Raw genomic sequence first — 23,445 nt, forward strand, 5'->3', positions numbered from 1 at the left:
GTTAGGCCACCAGCGTCCAACCGATGAGCGCAACCGCGGACAGTCCGATCGCATATTTCAACCCGCTGATCAGGTCCGCGTCTCGGATGTACCCGCAGATGAACCCGGAGATGATCGCCTGCAACGTCACTGCGTGGAAGAACAATACCGACAGCATATCGACGTTAATGTTCTCGCTGAGGTTTGCTCCCTGGGCGGGGCCTCCTCCACCACCGCCGCCACCGCCACCGCTATCGGCGGTTTCAAGACCGGCCATCGTATCGATGAACTGCGTTTTGAGGATCGCGATCACCGCGAGCACCGTCATGAACGTCATGATGATGATCACGATCTGCATCCGGGTTCGGGATTTCCGCTCGCGTTCGATGTCGTCGTGGTTCTCGCTCGCACGCGCAGCCGTCCGAAGGACGTCGGAGATCTGGTTCGACGCTTCCTGTGCCTCGGTGACCAGTCGCGTGATCCGAGCGAGTCGCGGAATGTGATACTTGTTATTGAACTCGATGAGTGCCTCCTTCAGGCTCATTCCGTAGTTGACCTTCGTGTGCATCATCTCGAATTCGCGAGCCAGCTTACCACTCGTCGTATCCGCGACTGCCTTGAGCGACTCGAGCAGCGTCAGCCCGGTGTCGTTGGAACTCGAGAGCTTACGGAGGTCCTCCGACAGCTGGTTGACGACGGCGTTTCGGTGGCGCACGTTCCACTCGCGGAAAATCGCGAGCGGCACTGCCGTGATATACAGCGGCAGATACAGGTAAATGAAGGTCCCCCAGATCGGTCTGTCCAGGAGGTCGTCCCACGACATCGGTGTTGCCCCATTCACCATGGCGGTTACGACGATCACGAGCGTCAGGGGGACGGTTAGCGCGAGCGTGACCAGCGGGTTGTCCCGGAAGAAGAGATGTGGCTTGCGAAGGACCTCGAGCGTTTCGTAGGTCCCTTCGCGGTTCTTGATCCGGTCGAAAACGCTGTGATTCCCGGTGAACTGCTCGACCAGGCCGAGACTCAGCAGTCCGTCGTTTTGGCCGGTTTCGGTTCGCTGCTCAGTGTTCCCCATCGAGAGGTAGCCGTCGCCGGGCTCGTCGTGTTTGACCGTCGAGACGAGGACGATGAAGCCGATCCCGATCATCGGGATTAGTCCGTAGACGGTCATGTAGAGCATATTGTTCGAGACGTCCGCGTTCGGGATCATCTGCATGATGACCATGATGATGATCAACAGGAGCGGGAACAGTGACAGCGTCATGTACATCTCCCCGAACAACTCGAGCGTCTCGAGGGTGAGTTCCTGTTCCTGTTTCGCGGTGCGCATGTGCTTTTCCTTCTTGTCCTCGAGGAAGCTCTCCATGTCGCCACCGCTGTTGACGATCGAGAGCATGTCGGTCAGGAACTGCGAGAGATCGTCGCTGGGAGTTTCGAGGGCCTGTTTCCGGATTGCCGTCCGGTAGTCGATATCGAAGTACTCGGTTTCTTTGACGATGCTCTGGAACTCGTTTGCGACCTCGCCGTAGGTGTCGTCGGCCTGCGCCATCGCCTCGATGATCTCGAGTTGGTTTAGCCCCCCGACCGACAGGGCGTACATGAACGAGACCGCGTCGGTCAACAGCATATTGATCTCGCGCTTGCGGGCGGAGGCGCGCGAGTAGGGGATCGCGACCATCGAGCCGAACCCGATCCCGAATCCGATCGAACCGAGTACCAGTCCGGTAAAGAGGACGACGGCCGGGACGCGGAGGAGCTCGATGATATCGAGGAGGAGCCCGGTACCGACCGGGATGCCGAGAATGGGCTCGTTCGAAAGGAGGCCGACGGCGAAGACCGCATAGCCGAGCATCAACCCGATCATCCAGAGGCTGAAACCGCTGATAAAGCCGATTCCCAGCGCTCGAGAGAGGTACAGTTCGACCGTATCCGTCATCCGTGCCTGTGCGAGTTTCGTCTCGACGTCGGCCACGAACTCGCTGTCCTCACCGAACAACCGGTCGTACATCGGATAGAACCGATCGCCGAGGGCGTCGGAGCTGGCCGACATTCCCGACCCGCCACTGTCGTCGGTCTGGAGACTCATGAGTCGGTTTCCTCACCACTTCCGTCGTCGTCGAAGATACTGCCCTCACTCTCCGTCGATTCCCCCGAATCGTCGTCTCTGAAGATCGATTCCTCGTCCGACTCGCTCCCGTCGAACAGCGAGCCCTCGTCGTCGGCCGCGTCCGATCCGTCGTCATCGGAGAAGATCGAGTCTGATTCGTCGCCGAAGATCGAATCATCGCCATCCTCAGCCGATGTCGAGTCGTCGAGGGCGTCGTCCTCGTTTTCGGCGTCCGAGCCGTCCGGCGGGTCACCAGTACCATCGTCGATATCGATCGTCGGCGGTTTGCGGTCGGCACCAGTAGTGTCCCCGCCGCCGGCACTGTCTCCTGCGTCGTCATCACCGACGGTGCCTGCCGCGGACGAGTCACCAGTGTGTTCGTCCGACCCTTGCTCCGCCGCTTCGGTATCGATGTCGATCGTCGGTGGCTCCCGCTCGTCGCTCGAAGAGTCATTCGAGGACGTCCCATCGCCCGCCCGTGCTCCCGAGGTGGATTCCTCCCCTGTCTCGAGTTGCTCACCGAGACTATCCGACGGCTCGTCGTCCGTTGCGTTCGGATCGAAGATCGAATCGAGATCGTCTTCCGGGAACATCGAGTCGAACCCGGCGGTATCGGTGTCGGTGTCGCTGGTGGCCGCCGCGTCATCGGTCGCGGCTGCCTGCCCCGCGTCGGCATCGTCGATCTTCTCGATCGTCTCTCCCATATCGTTGAACAGCCCACCGAGGTCACCGTCGTCGGCGTCGTCGGAGGGAAGTACCGTCGATTCGTTCGTCGGTCCACCTGACTCAGTAGCGCCAGCGTCGACCGCTCCACCCGCCGTGGTGCGGTCGACGGTATCGTCGTTCGGACCGGCCGGAACATCGGCATCGAGCTCCGCCGTCGATTCCGCGGTCTCGGTTGCAGCGCCGTCCTGCGGACCGCTGCTCGAGTCTGGTGCGCCACCGGCGCTGCCGGCCTCGAGTTCGCCGGCGACCGCGTCAGTATCCGCCGCTTCGACGGCCCCCGCAGTGTCACTACCGCCGCTATCGACGTCGAACCCGGTGTCTTCGCTGAGCCACGCCGGCTCACCGCCGGCGTCGGCCGCAGCGCCTTCGGCGGTGAACGCCGTCGAGCTGTCGCCGAGCTCCCAGTCGCTCTCGTCGACGGTGTCGTCGACATCGCCGCCGAACTCGAACTCGTCGGTATCGGCGCGGTCGACGTCGATCGTGGTTTCTTCCTCGACGTCACCGAGCGCGCTCGCGAGTCCGCTCGGAACCTCCCCTCGGTACTGCTCGAACATCGACTCTTCGGCTCGTTCGAGGATGTCCATCGAGAGATTGTACGTCTCGCTGGTCGACTCGGGACGGGGAACGAGCTCCTCTTTCTCCGGATCGACGTCGATCAGAACGCTCTCCATCTCGCGCAGGTCCTCGAGACTGTCCTCGAGTTGCCCGTTCGCGATGAGCGTGAGGATGGTATCGGGATCGTTGATGAAGGCCTGAACCGTCGCGGCGACCTGCGCGTACGTGTTCAGTTCGTTTTTGATGAGGTAGGCGAGGATGACCTCGCGTTTAAACAGCTCTTCCTCGAGTTTCTCTTTGCTCCACCCGCGGTCGAACTGAATCTCCTCTAACGTGTTCGAGTCCCCCATCTTGAGGTACTCGTCGGTCTCCGCCTGCCACTGGTAGACGTCCTGAACGTTGATCTCGTCGTGTTCGGCCTCGTAGTGGTTGATCTCTGTCAGCGACTTGTTCCGGCGGACCTTCTGGCCCTGCACCCGGGTCTGGGTCTGGATCGAGACCAGATCGAGTGCGGTGAACATCGTCTTCGAGACGTTGATCGGGTCCGTCGTGAACCGCTTGAGCACTTCGTCGACGGAGTCGGCGTGGAACGTGGTGTAGGTGGTGTGCCCGGTCGACATGACCTGGAACAGCGTCCGACCCTCCTCGCCACGGATCTCGCCCATCACGATGTAGTCGGGTCGCTGGCGCAGTGCGGCCTCGAGCAGGTCGAACTCGTCGACGTCTCCCTGCTCGTCGTCGGAGAACGAGGGGCGGGTGACGCTGGCGATCCAGTTACGCTGTGGGAGTTCGACCTCGCGGGTGTCCTCGATGGAGACGATCTTCGCGCTCGAGGGGATAAACAGCGAGACGGCGTTCAGCGAGGTGGTCTTCCCGGACGCGGTACCGCCGGCGAAGATCAGGCTCTTGTGATTCTCGATTGCGAGCCAGAGGAACGCCATCTCGTCCAGCGAGAAGGTGTTCCAGTTGATGAGGTCGACTGGGGTGAACGGAACGTCTTTGAACTGACGGATGGTGTAGTTGGTCCCGTGGTCGGACACTTCTTTGCCGAGTGTTAGTTGCGCACGCGAGCCGTCCGGGAGCGTGGCGTCGACCTGCGGAAGTCGCTTGCTGATCCCTTTCCCGGAGCGCTGGGCGAGTTTGACGACGAAGTCGTCGAGCTCGTCCTCGCCGTGGTAGATGTTCGTGATAATCTGTTCGTACTCGGAGTGGTAGACGAACACGGGCGAGTTGTACCCGTCGACGGAGATGTCCTCGACGTTGATGTCGTGTTTGATGCCGTCGATGCGCTCGTAGCCGATGAAATCGCGCTTGAGCAGGTACAGTAGCTTCTCGACCTGATACTCGTTTAACGTGTCCGGATCGTCCGCGAGGACGGCCGGTTCGGGTCGGACTTCGATCCCCTCGAGTTGGCTCGGGCCGACGTCTTCGACCTCGACGTCCTCCGGATCGTCGAGGAGGCCGCGAAGCGTCTCGAGCATGCTCTTCGACGCCTTTCCGGAGGTCGCCTCGAAGAGGTCGTACCGCTTCAACAGACGCCGAGTCTCGTCTTCGATGACGTCTCGGCGGCCGTCTTCGGTCGCTTTCTCTTTGATCCCGTCCTCGGAGTACTTGATCGCCTTCCGGAGTTTGCCCGAGAGGAACTCCTGGAGTTCCAGCTCGATCTCGTTCCGGTAGGGCTCGATCATGTAGTACTTCTTTTCGTTTTCCTTCTCCGAGTGGAAGATCACGACGCAGGCGTAGGGTTTATTCACCCAGTAGCGCTCGACCTCGCGGAAGTGGGTCTTCTTTTCGAAGGGAACGGCCTTCTCGAGGTCGTAGCGGTTGACGACGGTCGTGTTGCCCGCGGCCGTCGAAAAGAACTCGTCTTCGTCGAAATCTTCCTGGACGTTGACGGTCCGTTCGTCGACAGTATCGTCGAGCTCCAGTGCGGTATCGTTGGCGGCTGCGAGCCGCTGTTCTAACGTGTCTGGATCGAACCCGAGGGCATCCTCCTCGTCGTGAGGAACGATTTCGCCGTTACTGTCGCGGGGTCGACTTCCGTCATCTTCGTAGTAGTACTCCCACTTGTAGTGCTCCCAGGACCAGGTATCCTTGACGACCGGTGTCGTTTCCGGATCGACGTGGTCGAGGAAGATTTCTTGGAGCGTCGCCGCGTGGTCGCCGGCCGACGGCAGCACGTGATCCGCGAGATCGTCGGGATGGTGGCCGAGATACGATTCCGGATCGAACTCGATCCGGTTCCAGTCGTCCCCGCTGGGGACTGTCGACTCGACGTCAGCGTTCGTACTCAATCCGAGTCCCCTGGACTCGGTCTGTCCCGCGTCCGAATACAGTGTTGATACGTCGTCGCCGTACCCGTATTCGGTCATGAACTCTTCCCAGGTGTATTCGCCGACGCTGACTCCCGAACTCGACGGTGAGTCAGCGGCAGAAGACCGCTGGTCCTCCGACGCAGGGTCGGATGGGTCCCCCTCAGAAAAGTCCCCGGCATCCGATTGGTCGGCCTCGTCAATAGCCATTGCGCTCAACTAACCTTCACCCCTCAAAAAACTCATCCGCCGATTACCAGGTTTGATAATCTTGAACACGCCGAATTTCGAGGGTCTCTCGAGCCACATGGCGGAATTAATACATTAGCCAAAGGTTATTATCATATTATTATTGTGTAGATCTTCTATTAAATTGTTCTATAGCACATGTGGAGCCAATTATATGTAATATGTGTGTCAAAGGATATTAGAAAATTGTAAAGTCGAAGACGGCGGCGAGAAATTTGCATGAAAATCGGGTAACTCAGATCTACAAGTGTGGGAATATATACATCATGTTTATATATATTCCTTGCTCACGGTCTGATGTGGTTGACAGTGGTTGACAATAACATTACAGATGGGGCGGACGGTATCGAGTCATCGATCAGTCGGACCGGGTATGATCGGCGAACGTTTTTGAAAACGGCAACGGCTGGCGCGGGACTCGCGTCGATCGCCGGTTGTCTCGGCGGCGGCAGCGGTGGAAGCGGTAGCGTCACGCTGGGTGCGATGAACATCCTGTCCGGCTTCGCTTCGTTGTACGGCGAAGAAGCCGAGCGCGGGTACGACCTCGCCGTCGAGGAGATCAACAATAACGGTGGTATCGACGGGAACGACGTCGAGGTAATCGTACGTGACACGGAGGCGGACTCCGGCACGGCGACCCAGCAGATGACGAGTCTGATCGAGGAGGACGGCGTCGACGGTCTGATGGGGCTCGACAGTAGCGGTGTCGCACAGAATATCGCCCCGCAGATCAAGCAGAGCCAGATGCCGCTGATGATTACGCACGCGGCGACGCCGTACGTCACTTCCCCGGAAGGTGAGTCGGAAGATTCGGTGGGTAACGACTACGTCTTCCGGTGTTCGAACACTGTCGCCCACGACATGTACGGTGCCGCGCAGGTCGCGTCGGAACTCGACGCGACCGACTGGGCGACGATCGGTCCCGACTACGCGTTCGGGTACGACACCTGGGCCTACTTCCAGGCGTTCGCGGAAGGGATGGGCGTCGACGCCAATTTCACGACCGAGCAGTATCCTCCCCTCGCGACGAGCGACTACTCCGCGTATATCAGTTCCATCCTCGACGCGGATCCGGACGCCGTCATTACGCCCCTGTGGGGCTCCGACCTGACGACGTTCCTCGGACAGGCCGAAGACTCCGGATGGTTCGAACAGATCGACCACACGCTGTTCAGCGTCGGGATGGGGACGGATCTCCCCTCCGACGGGAGTCCGCTTCCCGAGGGCGAGTGGGCGTCTACCCGCTACGATCCCTTCGTTCCCGACACCGAAGAGAACAACACGTTCCTCGAAGCCTACATGGAGGAGTACGACACTCTGCCGACGTACAACGCCGAAGGTGCGTACCGAGCAGTGTATCTGTACAAGAAGGCCATCGAGGAGGGTGGCAGCACGAACGCCGGCGACCTCGTCGATCAGTTCAGCGGGATGCAGCACACTGGTCCGGTCGGCGAGTACGAATTCACCGAGACGAACCAGGCGTCGGTCGCGTCCATCTGGGGCGAGGTCACGTACTCGGACGAATACGAGAGTAACGTACTCGAGCCGGTCGAACGGTACGAGGCCGCACCGGCCGATGTCCGGGGCGCACTCGAAGGATCGGATCTGCCTCCGGGCCTGTAAACCCGATCGCCATCATTATTGCCATGAATCCTGTAAACATATTTCCACTCATCGGGGTCGGAGACGTCGTTATCGGTCTGAGCCTCGGGAGTCGGCTGTTCCTGATCGCCGTGGGGCTGAGCCTGATCTTCGGCGTGCTCGGCGTACTCAACTTCGCACACGGTGCGCTATACATGCTCGGTGCGTACTTCGCACTGAGCGTCGTGACGAACGTGGTGGGCAACTTCTGGCTGGCGATCGTCGTCGGCGCGATCGCAGTCGGAATCGTCGGGGCCGCGATCGAGGTTGTAACGATCCGGCCGCTGTACGAACGCGCCGAGAGCGATCTCGATCAGTTGATCGTCACGTTCGGTTTCGTTCTCATCACACACGAGGCCGTTCGGTTCATCTGGGGATCACAGCCGTACTCGACGCCGATGCCGGACGCGCTCAACTTCACCATGTCGATCGGGGGCAGTCAGTTCACCGCCTATCGGTTGTTCGTCATCATCGCAGCGGCGCTGGTGATGGTCGGCCTCTGGCTGTTCATCAAACGAACGTACTTCGGCTCGCTGGTCCGCGGAACCTCGTCTGACCGGGAGATGGCGTCGATGCTCGGCGTCGACGTGCCGCGGTTATACACCGCAGTGTTCTTCGCGGGAAGCTTCCTCGCGGGACTCGGTGGGGCCCTCGCCGCTCCGATGCAATCGATCGGCCCGAATCTGGGCGAGGCGGTCATCATCGACGCGTTCATCATCGTCGTCATCGGCGGCCTCGGGTCGCTCTCGGGCGCGTTCGTCGGCGCGATGTTCGTCGGCATGATGCAGAGCATCGTCCCCCAGTTCTTCGATGCCGGCAGTATCGCAGTGCCGTTCCTCGCTATGGTCATCGTATTACTCCTCAAACCGGAAGGACTGTTCGGAGGGATCGGTGAATGAGTACGCAAAACGACGGTCTCGTCGACCGAATCGGGAACGTCGGACGCCAGGCGATCGGCAACGGCTGGACGACCGAGCGCTTCGCGCTGCTCGGCCTCCTCGCCCTCGTCGTCGTCTCCGTTGGCCCGCAGTTCCAGATCTACCTCTTCACCGAGTTCCTGATCATCGCGCTGTTCGCCGTCGCCTTTAACCTCCTGTACGGCTACACCGGGTTGCTCTCGTTCGGTCACGCGATGTTCTTCGGCGCGGGCGCGTACGGGCTCGCGATCGTACTACGCGACTACCAGTCGGCGATCGCCGAGATCGTCGGCACCGGACTCGCGCCGCTTGCAACCTTCGTCGTCGGCGGGATCGCCGGCGTCGCTCTGGCGCTCCTGCTCGCCATCCCCGTCGGCTACCTCAGCGTCCGCCTCGAGGAGATCTACTTCGCGCTGATCACGCTCGCCTTCGGGATGTTGTTCTACTCGCTGCTCCTCCAGGACCCCTACGGGCTCACCAACGGCTCCGACGGCATCTTCGTGGCACTCGGTGGGGTCGAACTCGGCGGAACGCAGTTCAGACTCGCCGGACGCCGGATCTACTACTACATCACGGCGACGGTCGTGACGATCTCGATTTACGCCATCTGGCGGATCGTCAACTCGCCGTTCGGGACGATCTGTAAGGCGCTCCGAGAGAGCCCCGATCGAGCCGCGGCCCTCGGCATCAACGTCAGCGTCCACCGCTGGATGACGTTCATCGTCTCGGCGCTGTTCGTCAGCATCGCCGGCGTGTTGATCGCCGGCTTCTCGAGCGTCGCGACGCCCAACGAAGCCCACTGGTCGATGAGCGCGACGCCCGTCGTCGCGACCGTCATCGGCGGTGCGAGCTACTTCGGCGGACCGATCGTCGGCGCGTTCCTCTATCACTACGTTCGCTGGGGGATCAGCCGATTCCCGGCGCTCGAGGCCTACTGGGAGCTGTTCTTCGGAATCATGCTCATCGTCGTCGTCCTCTACTTCAAGCAGGGGGCGGCCGGCGGACTGGCCATGGTCGGTACGTGGCTCCAGGACGTGCAGGCGGCGTACGACCGCGGCGGTGCGAACGCCGCGACGGCGTTCGTTCGTGAATCGATCGGCGAGAAACTCGGAAGTATGATGTCACGATCCACCACCGGACAATCCGACGACGGGGGTACTGACCGATGACGACTGTCCTCCGAACCGAGGAACTCCGCAAGCAGTTCGGTGACCTGGTCGCGACCGACGATGTCAGCCTCGAGTTCGACGACCAGCACGTCACCAGTATCATCGGTCCCAACGGGGCCGGGAAGACGACGTTCTACAACCTCCTCACGGGGGTATTGCAGCCGACCAGCGGCGAGATCTGGCTCCGGAAGGACGGCGACATGACCGAGATCACCGACGCGGAACCACACGAGGTCGCACGCAGCGGTCTCTCGAGGTCCTACCAGATCACGAATATCTTCGAGGGGCTGACGGTCCGCGAGAACCTGCAGGTCGCACGGATCGCCCACGAGGGACGGACGTTCGACATGCGCTCGCGTCCGGACGCCGACGAGGAGCTCAACGAGGAGATCGACGAGCTGATGGAGCTCACCAACCTGACGGAGATCGCCGAGACGAAGTGCGATACGCTGAGTCACGGCGAGAAGCGCAACGTCGAGATCGCGCTGGCGCTGGCCATCGAACCGTCGGTGTTCCTCCTGGACGAGCCGACCGCGGGAATGAACCCGACCGAGACGGAGGAGATCGTCTCGCTGATTCGGGAACTGAATCGGGACATCGACGCGACGTTCATCGTCACCGAACACGACATGGACGTCGTCACCGACATCTCCGATCGGATCGTCGTCCTCGCCGAGGGTGCAGTGTTGGCCGACGGCGAGCCGGAGGCGGTACTGAGCGACGAACGAGTGACAGAAGCCTACCTCGGAAGTGAGACCGTATGACCGTTCTCGAAATCGACGACATCGACACCTACTACGGAAATAGCCACATCCTCCACGACGTCTCGCTGGACCTCGCGGAGGGGGAAGTCGTCGCACTGCTCGGCCGGAATGGTGCCGGGAAGACGACGACGATGCGCTCGATCATGGGCGCCACCCCGCCGCGACGCGGCAGTATCAGATACCGCGGCGAGGAGATCGTGGGGAAATCGCCGGACGAGATCAACGAACTCGGGATCAATCTCGTTCCCGAGGATCGGCGGGTCTTCCCGACGCTGACCGTCCACGAGAACATCGTCCTCGCGCACAAGCTCGCGGACGATCCCCGACCCGTCGAGGAGATGTACGAGCTGTTCCCGATCCTCGACGACCTGCGGTCGAACAACGGCCAGAACCTGAGCGGCGGCGAACAGCAGATGCTCGCCGTCGCTCGAGCACTGGTTCAGCGGCCGTCGACGCTGTTACTCGACGAGCCGACCGAAGGGCTGGCCCCCGTCATCGTCGACGACCTGCGGAACATGCTTCAGGACGTCGTCGAGCAGGACGTGACCGTCCTGCTCTCCGAACAGAACGTTAATTTTGCGTTCGACCTCGCGACGCGGGGGTACGTCATCGACACCGGGTCGATCGTCTACGAGGGCTCCATCGAGGAGATCCGCGAACGTGACGACCTGCTCGAGAAGTACCTCGCCGTCTCTCCGGAGGAGGTGGCCTGAGGTGACCGACCTGACGATCCGCCCGTTCTTTTGGCGGCCGACGAACCTCTTTCCGGAGACGCGACTCGTCTCTCGGACGCACGACGGGACCGTCGATACGTCCTACGGGGAGTTCGGCGAACGCGTCAGGTCACTGCTGGCCGCGCTGGCGGATCGCGGCTTCGGTCCCGGCGACCGGATCGGAACGTTCGGGTGGAACCACCACCGCCACCTCGAGACGTACTACGCGGCACCCCTCTCGGGCGCGCAGTTGCACACGATCAACGTCCAGCTCGGCGACGACGATATCGTCTACATCGTCGAAGACGCCGACGACGACGTCCTGTTCGTCGATCCGGGCGAGCCGTTCGAGACGATCGAGCGACTGTGGTCGGAGCTCTCCGTCGAGCACGTCGTCGTGATGGGAGAGACGGTTCCGGAAACCGACGTCGACGCCGTCGCCTACGAGGACCTGATCTCGGAGTACGAGCCGATCGCGGACGACGAGATGCCCGAGCTCGAGGAGGAGTACCCTGCCGGCATGTGTTACACCTCCGGCACGACCGGCCGGCCGAAGGGCGTGGAGTACACCCACAAAATGATCTACGCCCACGCGATGATGGTGATGACCCCCGCCGGCCTCGGCATCGAGGAGAGCGACGTCGTCATGCCCGTCGTCCCGATGTTCCACGTCAACTCCTGGGAGTTCCCCTACGCCGCGACGATGGCCGGCGCGACGCAGGTCTATCCCGGCCCGTCGCCGAGCGCGGCCGACCTGCTCGAGCTGATCGAGCGCGAGGGCGTCACCATGACCGCCGGCGTCCCGACGGTCTGGATCGATCTGCTCGAGCACGTCGACGAACACGGCGGCGACCTCTCGAGCCTCGAGCGGATCGTCGTGGGTGGCAGCGCCGCTCCCGAGGAGATGATGCGCCGCTACGACGAGGAGTTCGACGTCACCGTCGAACACGCCTGGGGGATGACCGAGACGATGAGCATCGGCTCGGTCTCCCGACCCAAGTCCCGCATGGCCGACTGGGATCCGAGCCGGAAGTACGAGAAGCGTCGGAAACAGGGGCTGCTCTCGCCCGGCCTCGAGATGCGCGTCGTCAACGACGCCGGCGAGGAGGTCCCGTGGGATGGCGAGTCCGCGGGAGAACTCCTCGTCCGGGGACCCACAGTCATCACGGAGTACTACAACCGTCCGGAAGCGAACGAAGAGGATTTCGACGGCGGTCCCGCGAGCGATGCGAGCGGGACGTCGGAGGACGTCTCGTCCTCCGGAAAGTGGTTGAAGACCGGCGACATCGTCTCTGTCGACGAGGATGGCTACATCGAGGTCGTCGACCGTGCGAAGGACGTCATCAAGAGCGGCGGCGAGTGGATCTCCTCGATCGCGCTCGAGAGCGCGCTGATGGCCAATCCGGACGTCGTCGAGGCGGCGGTGGTCGGCGTTCCCCACGAGAAGTGGCAGGAACGGCCGCTCGCGACCGTCGTCACCGCCGAGGACGCCGATCCCGACGAGGAGGAACTCCAGGATCACTTGCGGGAAACGCTCGAGCAGCCCGACTGGTGGCTCCCCGACGAGATCCGCGTCCTCGAGCGGATTCCCAAGACGGCGACCGGGAAGTTCGACAAGCAAGGGCTGCGCGAAAAGCTTGACGTAGACGCCGCCGAAACGGAGGACCGATGAGCGAGTTATTCGATCTCGGCGGGCGGGTCGCAGTGGTAACGGGCGGCGGCCGCGGCATCGGCCGCGCCATCGCCGTCGAGCTGGCGAACGCAGGGGCCGCGGTGGTCCCGAGCGCCCGCTCGACCGACGAAATCGAGGCCGTCGCCGCGGAAATCGAAGACGCGGGCGGTGACGCAGTCGCCGTCCCCGCGGACGTGACGGACCCCGACGCCGTCCGAACGGTCATCGACCGAGCCGCTGACGAGTTCGGCGGCGTCGACATCGTCGTCAACAACGCCGGCTTCAATCCGGACGACGCGCTCGGCCGGCCGGAAAACGTCGAGACCGAGAGCCTCGACCGCGTGCTCGACGTCAACCTGAACGGTGCCTACGAGGTCACGCACGCGGCGGCGGACCACCTCCTCGAGAGCGATGGCGGCTCCGTCATCAACGTCGCCAGCGTCGGCGGACTGGTCGGGCTCCCGCGCCAGCACCCCTACGTCGCCTCGAAACACGGGCTGGTCGGCCTCACGAAGAGCATGTCTCTGGACTGGGCCCCCGAGGTCCGGGTCAACGCCGTCGCGCCGGGCTACGTCTCGACGGAGCTGACCGAGGAACTCGAGGGGAACGAACAGCTCCGACAGTCGATCATCGACCGCACCCCGCTCGATCGGTTCGCCGACCCCGAGGAGATCGCCGGCCCGGTCGTTTTCCTCGCGAGCGACGCTGGGAGCTACGTGACCGGCTCCGTGCTCGCGGCCGACGGCGGCTGGACGGCGCGATAGGGGCCGTCTCCTGCGCATTCGAACCGATCACGTTCGGCCGATATCGTTTTCGACTAAAAATCACGGGGGTAGTTGCGACCGTCTGGTAGTTCTCCGAACGTTTAGCCTTCGACCGGGGCTATCTCCGGTATGCGATACAATGACAGTGACCGTGCACGCGAGGTCGCCGAGCGTGCCAACGACTTGATGGAAGAGGTCGTCCTCCCGATCGAACGCGAGCGAGCCGGCGGGATGGCCGTCTCGAGCGGCACCGTCGCGGAGCTCCGCGAGGCCGCCCGCGAGTACGACGTCTACGCACCACAGATCCCCGAGGAGTACGGTGGCATGGGACTGAGCTTCCGCGATTCGCTGCCCGCGTTCGAGGAAGCGGGCCGCAGTCTTCTCGGCCAGGTCGCGATGCGCGTCGACGCCCCCGACGAGGGCAACATGCACCTCCTCGAGCTGGCCGGGGACGATTTACAGAAGGAAACGTACCTCGAGCCCCTCGTCGCGGGCGACATCAAGTCCGGCTTCTCGATGACCGAGCCGATGCAGGGTGCCGGCTCGGATCCGAAGATGATCCAGACCACAGCGGAGAAAGACGGCGACGAGTGGGTCATCGACGGCCACAAGTGGTGGACCACGCAGGGCGTCGAGGCCGACGTGCTGATCGTCCTCGCGCGGACCGATCCGGACGCCCACCCCTACGAGGGGTGTTCGCTCTTTCTCGTGCCGGCGGACGCCGACGGCGTCGACGTCATCCGCGACGTTCCCCACATGGGCGGCGGCGGTCACGGCGTCTCCCACGCCGAAATCCGGTACGAAAACGTTCGCGTGCCCGACGAACACCTGCTCGGCGAGCTGAATCAGGGGTTCGTCCACGCCCAGGAACGCCTCGGCCCGGCGCGGCTGACCCACTGCATGCGCTATTCCGGCATGGCCCAGCGCTCGCTCGACATCGCGAAGGCCTACACGAGCGAACGCCGCGGGTTCGATTCCACCCTCTCGGACAAGCAGTCCCTTCGCCACCGGATCGCCGACGCCGAGACGAAACTCCACATGGCCCGGACCGGAATCCGCGACGCCGCCGACCGGATCGCCGCCGGCGACGAGGCCCGCGTCCCCGTCTCGATGTGCAAAGTGTTCACCGCGAACGTCACTCAGGACGCCATCGATCTCGCCGTCCAGTGTTGCGGTGCGAACGGCATCGGAAAGGACCTCCCGCTGTCCGACTTCTACGAATCCGTCCGGCAGTTCCGCATCGTCGACGGCGCCGACGAAGTCCACCGCCGCGTCATCGCCCGTGCAGCTTTCGAAGACGTCCCGGAGGAGGAACTCGAGCCGCTGACTCGCTTTGGCGACCCCAACCGAGAACGGAGTAGCGGGCACTGACGAGGCGTCCGCGGTCGTTCCGTTCCCTCGTCAGTCGGTGTCGTCTCCGATCAGAACCGATTATTCGTTTGGGTCAGTCGTCTAGATCGCGATGGGTCGGCATCCTCGAGACTCGTCGCTGGTTGTTGCTCGAGTGGAACGCGATACCGGGTGCGGCGGGGTTCGAACTACGTGAACGGCTCGCTCCGCTCGCCGTTCTCTCATTCGAATCCCGGTGCCCGTTCGCTCCTCGCGTCCGTTCGTCGCAGAACGGGCGTGGCGGGCTTTCGTTCCCAATGGAACGGTTTCACTTGGTGGGGACGGAATAAACTCATCCCCCACCTATGTGAATCGATACTGGAATAGTAGATTTGATAATTTTAAATATATTGATAATGTAGGTTAGACTTCGAATAAGCATTTTACGCTGATGGGATTTCTACCTCGCCGCTTCCGTAAATCGCGATAGCATGTCTCATATATTGGACCTCTACCGGGGCAACAGTGGATCCAAGTTGGCGATATCAGATAATCGGTTTCTGGAAGTTGACAGTGGAATTCGTGGTCGACTCGGCACCGTCTATGTGATCGCGGACGTGACGAATGGGTGCAGAGTGTAAGGAGGGAGTATGGTTCTGGACGTGACATTCGTGAGTGTGCTCCTTAAGTGGACAATCATCAACGAAGCCATGCCACTTGCGACGTGGTCGATCATCAAACGCTAATTGGACCAGTACTTGAGGTCACAGCTAACGCTGAATCCGCTGCTGACTGGCCAGACAACGACACCGCTGGACTCAGTCGTAAGGGAAGACCAGGTGTGTGGTAACTCACTCTGCCGACACGACCATGGCTGGCCCACTGGGCGGTGAGGTGTTGCCTACCGTTGAGATCAAGAGTACGATGAAAAATGTGAGACAAATTATGTTTGGTTCTCCTTGTCGACTCAGGAGATGAAGCCGTTATGTTGGCATCGGTGTACTGAATGATGGGGTACAGGTTGATGTCGAGCGCGTCGGTGAGTAACTCGATCGCGGTGTTGTAGCTGTAGGCGTTGCCGGTGTCAAGATTGATGACCAGTTAGTTGAGTATCTGCAGCGAACTCGAACCCACAGATGATGTCCAAAACATACGTAACCACCGTCGGCCGTGACTACTGCGTCGATTGCCTGAGTGCACTCGATCGCAGGTGGCGCGGTCACAAATGTGGGACGCCACCAACTGCGAGTGTTTCCCGTCAGACTAGGGACTGTGCTGTCGCCTGCTCAGATACCCTCTCCGCGTGTATGTTTTGTTTATAAATGGTAGTCACCGAAGCAAGGCGTCTACTACTGGTCACGCTGGCTGTAAGTGCGTATTGTGGACGTATGGAAGCATCATATGGGTCGTTGGTGTGGGATTCAGCGTATGATCAACTACGATCGACGAGATGGAACATCCGAACACGGACGACGGAGACAGCCAGCGCTGCCCTCCCCACAGGTGTCACTCACCAGCACCCAAATGATGGCCGACGTATCCGCCGGGCCACGGGTCAAACAGCCATGAACGTACTCGTCACCGGCGGGGCGGGGTTTATCGGCTCGCACATAGCCGACCGGTTGCTTGAGCAGGGACATCACGTCGTTACGCTCGATGTCCTTGATTCGTACTACGATCCGGCGATCAAGCGACACAACGTACAACGGTGTTCCGACGCAGGTGGTGAGCGATTCGCCTTCGTCGAGGGGTCAATCACTGACGAGCAGACGATCCGCGAAACCATAACCCATCACGATGTGGACGTAATCTATCATAAGGCCGCACAGGCTGGTGTCCGTGCGAGTGTCAAAAACCCACACAAGGCCCACCGAATCAACACGACCGGCCTAGTGACGGTGTTGCAGGCTGCAGCCGACCATGGTGTTGACCGTCTCATCAATGCCTCATCGTCCTCCGTGTACGGCGACGCCTCCAGTCTTCCTTACAAGGAAGACGAACGGCTCCGCCCCCGAAGCCCGTACGCCGTCACGAAGCTGACAGGAGAACACTACTGCCGCGTCTGGCATGATATCTACGACGTTCCGACGGTGAGTTTGCGGTACTTCACCGTGTACGGCCCGCGGATGCGACCGAACATGGCGATTACGAATTTCACTGCTAAGTGTCTCGAGGGCGAGCCAATGGAAATATACGGTGATGGACGACAGAGCCGCGATTTCACTCACATCGACGACGTCGTTGACGCTAACCTCGCACTGCTTGAGACGGATGCGGCCGACGGTGAGGTGCTGAATATCGGCTCGAGCGACAATATTACGATCGTCGAACTTGCCGAACACATCGCCAAGGTGACGGACAGCGAATTTGCCCTCGAATACACCGAACCGGTGGCTGCGGACGCCCGCCATACCCATGCTGACGTATCGAAGGCCAGGGCGGTGATCGATTACGATCCGTCGGTATCGATTCGAGAGGGTGTCTCGTCGTTCGTCGACTGGTATCGACGGAACCGCGAGTGGTATGAACCCCTCGTCAGGCAGTCCTGATTGCGTCGAACCCCGACCGCGGACACGAAGCGGGCAGTGCTAGCGGTGAGTTCGCGCTCGCACTCACTGTTTCTGGTGGCGAACAACCGCCTCACTGTACTCAGCCGCCAGGCCCCGATCGATATCGCTCACCCATCCTCGTGTGTCGACGTGAGTCCTGAGTGGGCGATCACTCGCGATGGCAGCCGTCGGCTGGCGGCTCAGTGAGACGGATTAACCCCTGCGGCTGGCCATCTCGCGCGAGGAACGCCGTCGCTTGGCATGACTTCTACTGACAGCCGTATATACCCTGTGTACTAGGAACCGGCCCCAAGGCCGGGTGTGATGGGTCGCCCGAGATCGGCATGATTACTCACTCTCGGCCAGCCAGTCCCATGACTGGTGGCAGTGGCCTGTCCCGACTTGGCAGACCACGTTCGGCTCGTCAGCAGTATATGGTGCGACCAGTGATAAGCCCTCCCACTTCCTAGTCTCACAACCGGGACGTACAGGAGCGACGGGTACCGGGTAAGGTCTAAAGGCTCGCCGTGGAAGAGGGAGTGATGGGCTTGGAGTACCAATCGGTGGGCAGAACTGTTGCGCACTATTTACTCGCCGTGACAGTAGGGGGACTCGCGTTTGCGGCCGTTGGAGACAGCACACCTCCTGTGCCACTGGGCTGGATGACGCTGGCCGTGTGTGGGGCGTTCATTGTCGTGACGGTGATGCGCCACTACGGCTCCGCAGCCGAGCCTACTTCTGTGGCGATAACGCGGTCGGCGCGACCCCCACGGTCACCCGGGATCGTGGTGGGGCTGCTCGGGTTGTTGCTTGTCGGCGGTGTGCTCCGGGGGTACGCGCTCGGCGTCCAGAGCTTCTGGTTCGACGAGGCGATATCGGCGAACGCCGCCATCGCGATCCTGGAGACGGGCCAGCCGACGTTTCCGTCGGGCTACACCTACTGGCGAGCGCTTCCCCACACTCTTATGGTGGCCGCGTCGATGGCACTCCTGGGCAGTGGCGAGGCGGCCGCGCGGCTCCCGTCGGTCGTCGCTGGTGTGATCACCATCGCCGCAACGTACTGGCTCGGCAAGAAGACCGGCGGAGCGCGGGTTGGACTCCTGGCAGCCACACTGCTGACCTTCGCAACGTGGGAGCTCGCCTGGAGCCGCCAGGCCAGAATGTACCAGCTGTTTCAACTCCTCTATACGCTCTCGATCGTGTTGCTCCTCGACGTTGGCCGGACGTGGTTCGACGATGTCAGGACCGGTGTCACACTGGCCGGTGTCAGTGCGGGCGCCATGCTGACCCATCGGATTGGGTACGTTCTCCCTCCGATTACCGTCGTGTACCTTGCCATTAGAGGCAGCCTCGATCGGCAATTCACGCGTCGTACAGCGGGTGGCTTTCTCATGGGCACGCTCGTGCTTCTCGTTGTGGTTGAACTCGTATTCGGGGCCTTCGTGAGTTCCACTGCGACCATCGCGACGATAGACGGGAACTACGCGCTGGCCTATGCTGAGTGGCTGGCTGCCAACCTCCAAGGGATCTTCTATCTCGGACTGCTCGGTACCGCACTGACGTTCTACCGCGGGTGGTATCGCGCTGGAACCGTACTCGTACTCGCGGTTGGGCCCCCTCTGTGGGTGCTGAGTTTTCACACTGAGCTCTACGCAACTCGGTATCTCTACTTCGGCGTCCCGATCTGGTTCGTGTGGGCGGCCGTGACGGTCGAGTACGTTGCCACCCTGGTACTCGAGGGAATTGCAGTAGTCGATCGGCGCGTACGACCAAGTAGTGGCTGCGGACACAGGATTACGTCGGGTCAGAGCAGAGGCGAAGTGACGCTCGTCGTTGCACTTGGGCTCCTGACAGTGCTGGCCAGCGGTGGTGGCGTCACTGTCATGCCACAGGCGACGTATGACCTTGGTCCCAACGCGCCACAGCCGGAGTTTGCGGAGGCATACGGGTACGTGAACGAGCACCACACACCTAGCGATGTCATCGCTGCTGGATGGACTGCGCCAGGGCTGTACTATAGTGGGGGTGTCGACTACTGGCTGGCACACGACCTACTCGGAAACGGGAATCGGTGGACCGTGAACGGTGAGGAACGGTATGCGGGGGCTGAGCCGGTGACATCAGCAGACGACTTACAGACCGTGATGGAGAACCACGAACGTGGATGGATCATCATTGACGAGATCGCCTTTGCGCGACTGTCCCCAGACACGCAGGCGATGATCCAAAACCTCCCCCAAAAGCATTCTGGATCAGTCGATGTCTATCAGTGGAATTTCTCTGAGTCCCGAGAGAGAGACGATACTGCGCCTTTCACCGTCCGATCATAATCCTCTGCTCGTCCGCCCTAATGCCAGCACTGGACGAACATATGCTCCGAATTATTATTATATCCTGTGAATTAGAGTTGTACTAAATGGCACCGGGGAACCTCCGATCCCGTTTTGAGCTACGGGAACGTGGCTGAGAGGGCGAACCTCGGCTCTCAATTGGCAACTTCCGCGCGACGGTGTCTCGTACACGCTGCAAGAGCCCAACCAGCCATATTTAGATTTGAGCGCCCACCTCTATAGACTGGCTTGGAGACATTGATTGCGGATTGCGCCTTCGCAAGAGAGTCGTCCATGACCAAAGTTGGAAACGGCATCCAGTTCCTCAACTGAGTAATCCGTGTAGGCTGTGTGAACATCTATGGAGTCAGGAGCAACTAGCGGAGAAATGGATCTCCTTGTGTTTAGTTCTGTTTTATTTATCATACTCTGATTAAAGTAATAAACTTCTACAGATGTCTCATCAATACCTTCGCCATGATATTTTTCAAAGTGTCTGGAGATATAATTTCGGATCGCGGGATCAATGTGGTAGCTCTTTCGTGTTTCCCAGGTTATCCAACCAGACCCATACTGGAGGAGATCGCGATAAAATTGCGTCGGGGAATATTGTTGATGACTTTCCATATCGACTACGGTGGCGTTGTCATTTACATCTTGAAGATAATATCCTCGTAAATATTGACCGAATATGGCCTCCTCGCTCGCATCATAGTTTGTCTCTATTGTCTCATAGGCAGCCGAGTATTCCTCGTCATCATCGGTGTACAGGTCCCACAGTGTGTCGCTCTCTGGTCCGGGAGCAAGGGGTGACGCGAGATTAAGAACCAACAACCCAACTAACACGTATCTGATGAGCGGTGAGTCAAAGATGGAGATGAATTCATGAGTGCCAAATATCAGTAGGATCAGGGCTAGAGGTACGATGTGAACAATGTACGCAAAACTCGCGTATCTATCAGCGACATACATGAGGAAAATCAATGAAAAGCTGCACGTAATGTACAAATACATGAGTTTCGACCGTACAGGCTCGTCCCGCGTTACGTGAATAGAAAACAAGCCGAAGAGGACGAAGACAACCCCGAGAGAGCGCCCAAACGGGAATCGAAGCAGATAGTTGAAATAGATGATATTCTCCCGGCCGAAATAGGAGAGGTAATAGGGAAGAAAGGCCAGACGATCTGTAAACGTAACTATCAGTGATACTACACAGAGACCGAGCATCCCTCCGGAGGCTGCAAGGAGATACTTTCTCTCTTGAGTCGTTATGGTCTTGTATAGAACGAACAGATATGCAGCTGGGAGAACAAATAATGTATTTATGTGGACACTGTATCCCAAATAGAGGACTGGAAGTGTTAGAACAGCTAGTTTGATATCGAAATTGAGCCAAGTGTTCACAAAGTCATTGATTGGCTTCTTGCGGAAATCTATCGTGTTTTCCCCAGTCATTATTCGATGGCTGAGATAAATTAGCAAGAGAAAGAGAGGAATCACCAATGAATACATTCTGGCCCAGCGGAAGTAAAAGGTCACGGATGGATAGAGGAAAAGCGAGGCACTGGTGAGAAGAGCGATCCACTGCCGTTCAGTGAAGTAGGCGACAACATAGTAGGTTAATAGAACAGAGAACACACCGGCGATCGCGGATGGAACTCGCGCTGCCCATTCAGAGATCCCGAAGACGACGTACGATCCAGCGATGAAGACGGTGTGGGGCCACGCGCGATCATAGAGGACAGGAGTCGGTTCGGAAGCGATCCAATCCCAGAGATAGAATTCACCAGTGTGATAGTAGCCAGCGGCAGCAGAAATCGTCTGGAATTCATCACCGATAAACGAGATTTTCCCAAGTCGGTAAAAAAAGACCGCCGCTGCCAGCCCAGTGAGCAGAGAGAGGCAGACAAAATGCCACGTCTGCTGGTTCTGCTGCTCGGTGAGATTCGACCGCTCTGAGTAATATTGACGGTCCCAAATATTCAATCCAACAAATACCACCGCCAGCACAGCAATCCCTGGCTGGGCAACGAACGTGAGGCTATCGAATAACGGATTGAGTAAGAGAAGGGTCCCTAGCACAAGCCCACCACCTTTCGTTACACGTTTTGCGGTACGGTCGCCCCGTAGAGCCAACGTTACTGCGACTGATAGTACTGTTACACCGTAGAGGAGCGGTATATTTATGTAGAACAAAATTGAGTATTTTAATGATAATAAATACGATATAATTAATAATATAAGTAAATTGCGTGCAATATATGTGAGTATGTCAGTGTTTGCTATCGGCAACGCTCCTAGGAGGAGACGCTCTCTTTCCTTCCACAAGATTTGTAGCGATGAGTAGTAGTGGATGAACACGCCTGCAAGACCAGCGATAAACGTTACTAAGAAGAATAACCGTATGTTGAGATAGATTTTTGGTTGTATTCCACCTACCCATTTCAGTACACCAATAGCAAGGTAGCTGGCCACGAGCATACGTGCCGTAGTGACGATGAGTGCGTCTAGCTTCAACTGTTGCTGATTTTTGCTCATGGTGATCGAATCCGACTCTCTAACTGGGCTAGAAAGACTACCAAACTCAGTAAGACGAGAACGGTTCCCGTCCGAAATGCGTCAGAATAAATGATGGGCCTGATTGTTTGTTGGTCAGTGTACATTCCTCGGATTTCTTCAGTAGTGAGTGCTCTCTCATGAAGTGTTATCTCACCAATTTGCCCCTGATAGGGATATCCTCCAGGCCGTTGTCCAATAAAGAGCGTGTCCTCCGTCGGAATACTGCCCCCCGACTTGGACTCTACTAATTCCCCATCGACGTAGAGTCTGGTGGTGCCATCCCGATGGACGACAGCTAAGTGGTGCCACGCACCGTGGTTGTCCACGTCGTACTGAAGTGTTGTATCCCCAGCACTGAATTCGTACTTTCCATAGGGGGCGACAAGTTGCCATGATTTACCGGCGATGATCCCTGCATAGTATTTGTGATACTTATTCTGAACTGTGGTCGTGAGCGTAAAATCACCGCTCAATTCGTTATCTAATTGGACGTGGATGTAGCCCGACTCTTCGGAAAAGGAAAGAGAGCCAGGAGAACGGTTTGTCTGATTTGGTTTTTCCCCTACGAACGTAGCATTGCTTGCTGCCGGGCTCAGATCCTCGATTCGATCACCGTCTTCGTACGACCCAGTAAATTCGTAATGGAGTACGAGGTCTTCGCTGAGGTCCACAGTATTCGAATAGTGAGTGAATCCAACAAGAAATATCGCCGTAGATAATATGAGAAAGATCAACGATGCCGATTTAATTACGCTCATGTGGAACGACTTTTGAGTGACTTCCAGTCAGTCTTGGCGCTGAAATGTGTGTTACGGATTGTCCCTCCTTCAAGAGCCGATCGCCCGCTAATACTATCCACGCAGTCATACTTCCACAGGGCATCACAGAGTACAGATATACCTAAGATTGTTTCGCCGGTTAATGGCGATCCAAAAATCGCAAGTTAGAGTTGACAACGATACAGTCTCCTACACTACCAGAAGATATGTATTCCAAATAAGGAAATAAGTGACTCTGTACTATAGATGTCTGTTTCTAAAGAGGATGTCAGGCCTATTTCAGTTCAATAAGTGATTTCCTCACTCTCACACTTTTTCTTGGGGTGAGAAC

At 59.2% G+C, this 23,445-nt stretch carries 14 protein-coding genes; 10 read left to right on the forward strand and 4 right to left on the reverse strand.

Annotation, left to right across the window (positions count from 1 at the left end; translation table 11 throughout):
- Position 1: 1 nt before the first annotated feature.
- On the reverse strand, positions 2-2,065 hold the full coding sequence (locus LDB05_RS01425) for a type II secretion system F family protein (RefSeq protein ID WP_226006149.1): 2,064 nt from the start codon (positions 2,063-2,065) through the stop codon (positions 2-4).
- Complete coding sequence (locus tag LDB05_RS01430) at positions 2,062-5,889, reverse strand: ATPase, T2SS/T4P/T4SS family (protein WP_226006150.1); 3,828 nt, start codon at positions 5,887-5,889, stop codon at positions 2,062-2,064. Before LDB05_RS01430 ends, LDB05_RS01425 begins: the two co-directional genes overlap by 4 nt.
- A gap of 336 nt (positions 5,890-6,225) precedes the next feature.
- Here LDB05_RS01430 and LDB05_RS01435 point away from each other — a divergent pair, with 336 nt between their 5' ends.
- The 10 genes from LDB05_RS01435 (at position 6,226) to LDB05_RS01480 (ending at position 19,776) form a co-directional block, all read left to right on the forward strand.
- Positions 6,226-7,551, forward strand: coding sequence for an ABC transporter substrate-binding protein (locus LDB05_RS01435; RefSeq protein WP_425498586.1), 1,326 nt, complete (start codon positions 6,226-6,228; stop codon positions 7,549-7,551).
- 23 nt (positions 7,552-7,574) lie between these two features.
- Positions 7,575-8,468 (forward strand): branched-chain amino acid ABC transporter permease, encoded by an 894-nt coding sequence (locus tag LDB05_RS01440; RefSeq protein WP_226006152.1) that lies wholly within the window; start codon positions 7,575-7,577, stop codon positions 8,466-8,468.
- Entirely contained in the window at positions 8,465-9,655 is a 1,191-nt protein-coding gene (locus LDB05_RS01445) for a branched-chain amino acid ABC transporter permease (protein ID WP_226006153.1), read from the forward strand. Before LDB05_RS01440 ends, LDB05_RS01445 begins: the two co-directional genes overlap by 4 nt.
- On the forward strand, positions 9,652-10,419 hold the full coding sequence (locus tag LDB05_RS01450) for an ABC transporter ATP-binding protein (protein ID WP_226006154.1): 768 nt from the start codon (positions 9,652-9,654) through the stop codon (positions 10,417-10,419). Before LDB05_RS01445 ends, LDB05_RS01450 begins: the two co-directional genes overlap by 4 nt.
- Positions 10,416-11,132 carry an ABC transporter ATP-binding protein gene (locus LDB05_RS01455; RefSeq protein ID WP_226006155.1) on the forward strand — a complete coding sequence of 239 codons (717 nt, stop codon included), beginning with the start codon at positions 10,416-10,418 and terminating at the stop codon, positions 11,130-11,132. Before LDB05_RS01450 ends, LDB05_RS01455 begins: the two co-directional genes overlap by 4 nt.
- 1 nt (position 11,133) lies before the next feature.
- Positions 11,134-12,804, forward strand: a complete 1,671-nt coding sequence (locus tag LDB05_RS01460) for a long-chain fatty acid--CoA ligase (protein WP_226006156.1) — start codon at positions 11,134-11,136, stop codon at positions 12,802-12,804.
- Positions 12,801-13,568 (forward strand): SDR family NAD(P)-dependent oxidoreductase, encoded by a 768-nt coding sequence (locus LDB05_RS01465; RefSeq protein ID WP_226006157.1) that lies wholly within the window; start codon positions 12,801-12,803, stop codon positions 13,566-13,568. Before LDB05_RS01460 ends, LDB05_RS01465 begins: the two co-directional genes overlap by 4 nt.
- A 129-nt stretch (positions 13,569-13,697) precedes the next feature.
- Entirely contained in the window at positions 13,698-14,939 is a 1,242-nt protein-coding gene (locus LDB05_RS01470) for an acyl-CoA dehydrogenase family protein (protein WP_226006158.1), read from the forward strand.
- A gap of 1,523 nt (positions 14,940-16,462) precedes the next feature.
- The gene (locus LDB05_RS01475; protein WP_226007855.1) at positions 16,463-17,446 is read left to right on the forward strand and encodes an SDR family NAD(P)-dependent oxidoreductase; all 984 of its coding nucleotides are present in this window, start codon (positions 16,463-16,465) and stop codon (positions 17,444-17,446) included.
- Between the two features lie 542 nt (positions 17,447-17,988).
- Complete coding sequence (locus LDB05_RS01480) at positions 17,989-19,776, forward strand: glycosyltransferase family 39 protein (RefSeq protein ID WP_226006159.1); 1,788 nt, start codon at positions 17,989-17,991, stop codon at positions 19,774-19,776.
- 237 nt (positions 19,777-20,013) lie between these two features.
- Here the strand turns inward: LDB05_RS01480 and LDB05_RS01485 are convergent, their stop codons facing one another.
- Complete coding sequence (locus LDB05_RS01485) at positions 20,014-22,314, reverse strand: glycosyltransferase family 39 protein (protein WP_226006160.1); 2,301 nt, start codon at positions 22,312-22,314, stop codon at positions 20,014-20,016.
- On the reverse strand, positions 22,311-23,093 hold the full coding sequence (locus LDB05_RS01490; protein WP_226006161.1) for a LamG domain-containing protein: 783 nt from the start codon (positions 23,091-23,093) through the stop codon (positions 22,311-22,313). The genes LDB05_RS01485 and LDB05_RS01490 overlap by 4 nt, the downstream gene beginning before the upstream one ends.
- Positions 23,094-23,445: the final 352 nt, after the last annotated feature.

The organism is Natrinema salinisoli, assembly GCF_020405205.1.
GTDB lineage: Archaea > Halobacteriota > Halobacteria > Halobacteriales > Natrialbaceae > Natrinema > Natrinema salinisoli.

Excerpts from the sequence above, each read along its gene's own strand:
- LDB05_RS01425 (WP_226006149.1), bottom strand. The coding sequence starts at position 2,065 with ATGAGTCTCCAGACCGACGACAGTGGCGGGTCGGGAATGTCGGCCAGC.
- LDB05_RS01430 (WP_226006150.1), bottom strand. The coding sequence starts at position 5,889 with ATGGCTATTGACGAGGCCGACCAATCGGATGCCGGGGACTTTTCTGAG.
- LDB05_RS01435 (WP_425498586.1), top strand. The coding sequence starts at position 6,226 with ATGTGGTTGACAGTGGTTGACAATAACATTACAGATGGGGCGGACGGT.
- LDB05_RS01440 (WP_226006152.1), top strand. The coding sequence starts at position 7,575 with ATGAATCCTGTAAACATATTTCCACTCATCGGGGTCGGAGACGTCGTT.
- LDB05_RS01445 (WP_226006153.1), top strand. The coding sequence starts at position 8,465 with ATGAGTACGCAAAACGACGGTCTCGTCGACCGAATCGGGAACGTCGGA.
- LDB05_RS01450 (WP_226006154.1), top strand. The coding sequence starts at position 9,652 with ATGACGACTGTCCTCCGAACCGAGGAACTCCGCAAGCAGTTCGGTGAC.
- LDB05_RS01455 (WP_226006155.1), top strand. The coding sequence starts at position 10,416 with ATGACCGTTCTCGAAATCGACGACATCGACACCTACTACGGAAATAGC.
- LDB05_RS01465 (WP_226006157.1), top strand. The coding sequence starts at position 12,801 with ATGAGCGAGTTATTCGATCTCGGCGGGCGGGTCGCAGTGGTAACGGGC.
- LDB05_RS01470 (WP_226006158.1), top strand. The coding sequence starts at position 13,698 with ATGCGATACAATGACAGTGACCGTGCACGCGAGGTCGCCGAGCGTGCC.
- LDB05_RS01475 (WP_226007855.1), top strand. The coding sequence starts at position 16,463 with ATGAACGTACTCGTCACCGGCGGGGCGGGGTTTATCGGCTCGCACATA.
- LDB05_RS01480 (WP_226006159.1), top strand. The coding sequence starts at position 17,989 with ATGGGCTTGGAGTACCAATCGGTGGGCAGAACTGTTGCGCACTATTTA.
- LDB05_RS01485 (WP_226006160.1), bottom strand. The coding sequence starts at position 22,314 with ATGAGCAAAAATCAGCAACAGTTGAAGCTAGACGCACTCATCGTCACT.
- LDB05_RS01490 (WP_226006161.1), bottom strand. The coding sequence starts at position 23,093 with ATGAGCGTAATTAAATCGGCATCGTTGATCTTTCTCATATTATCTACG.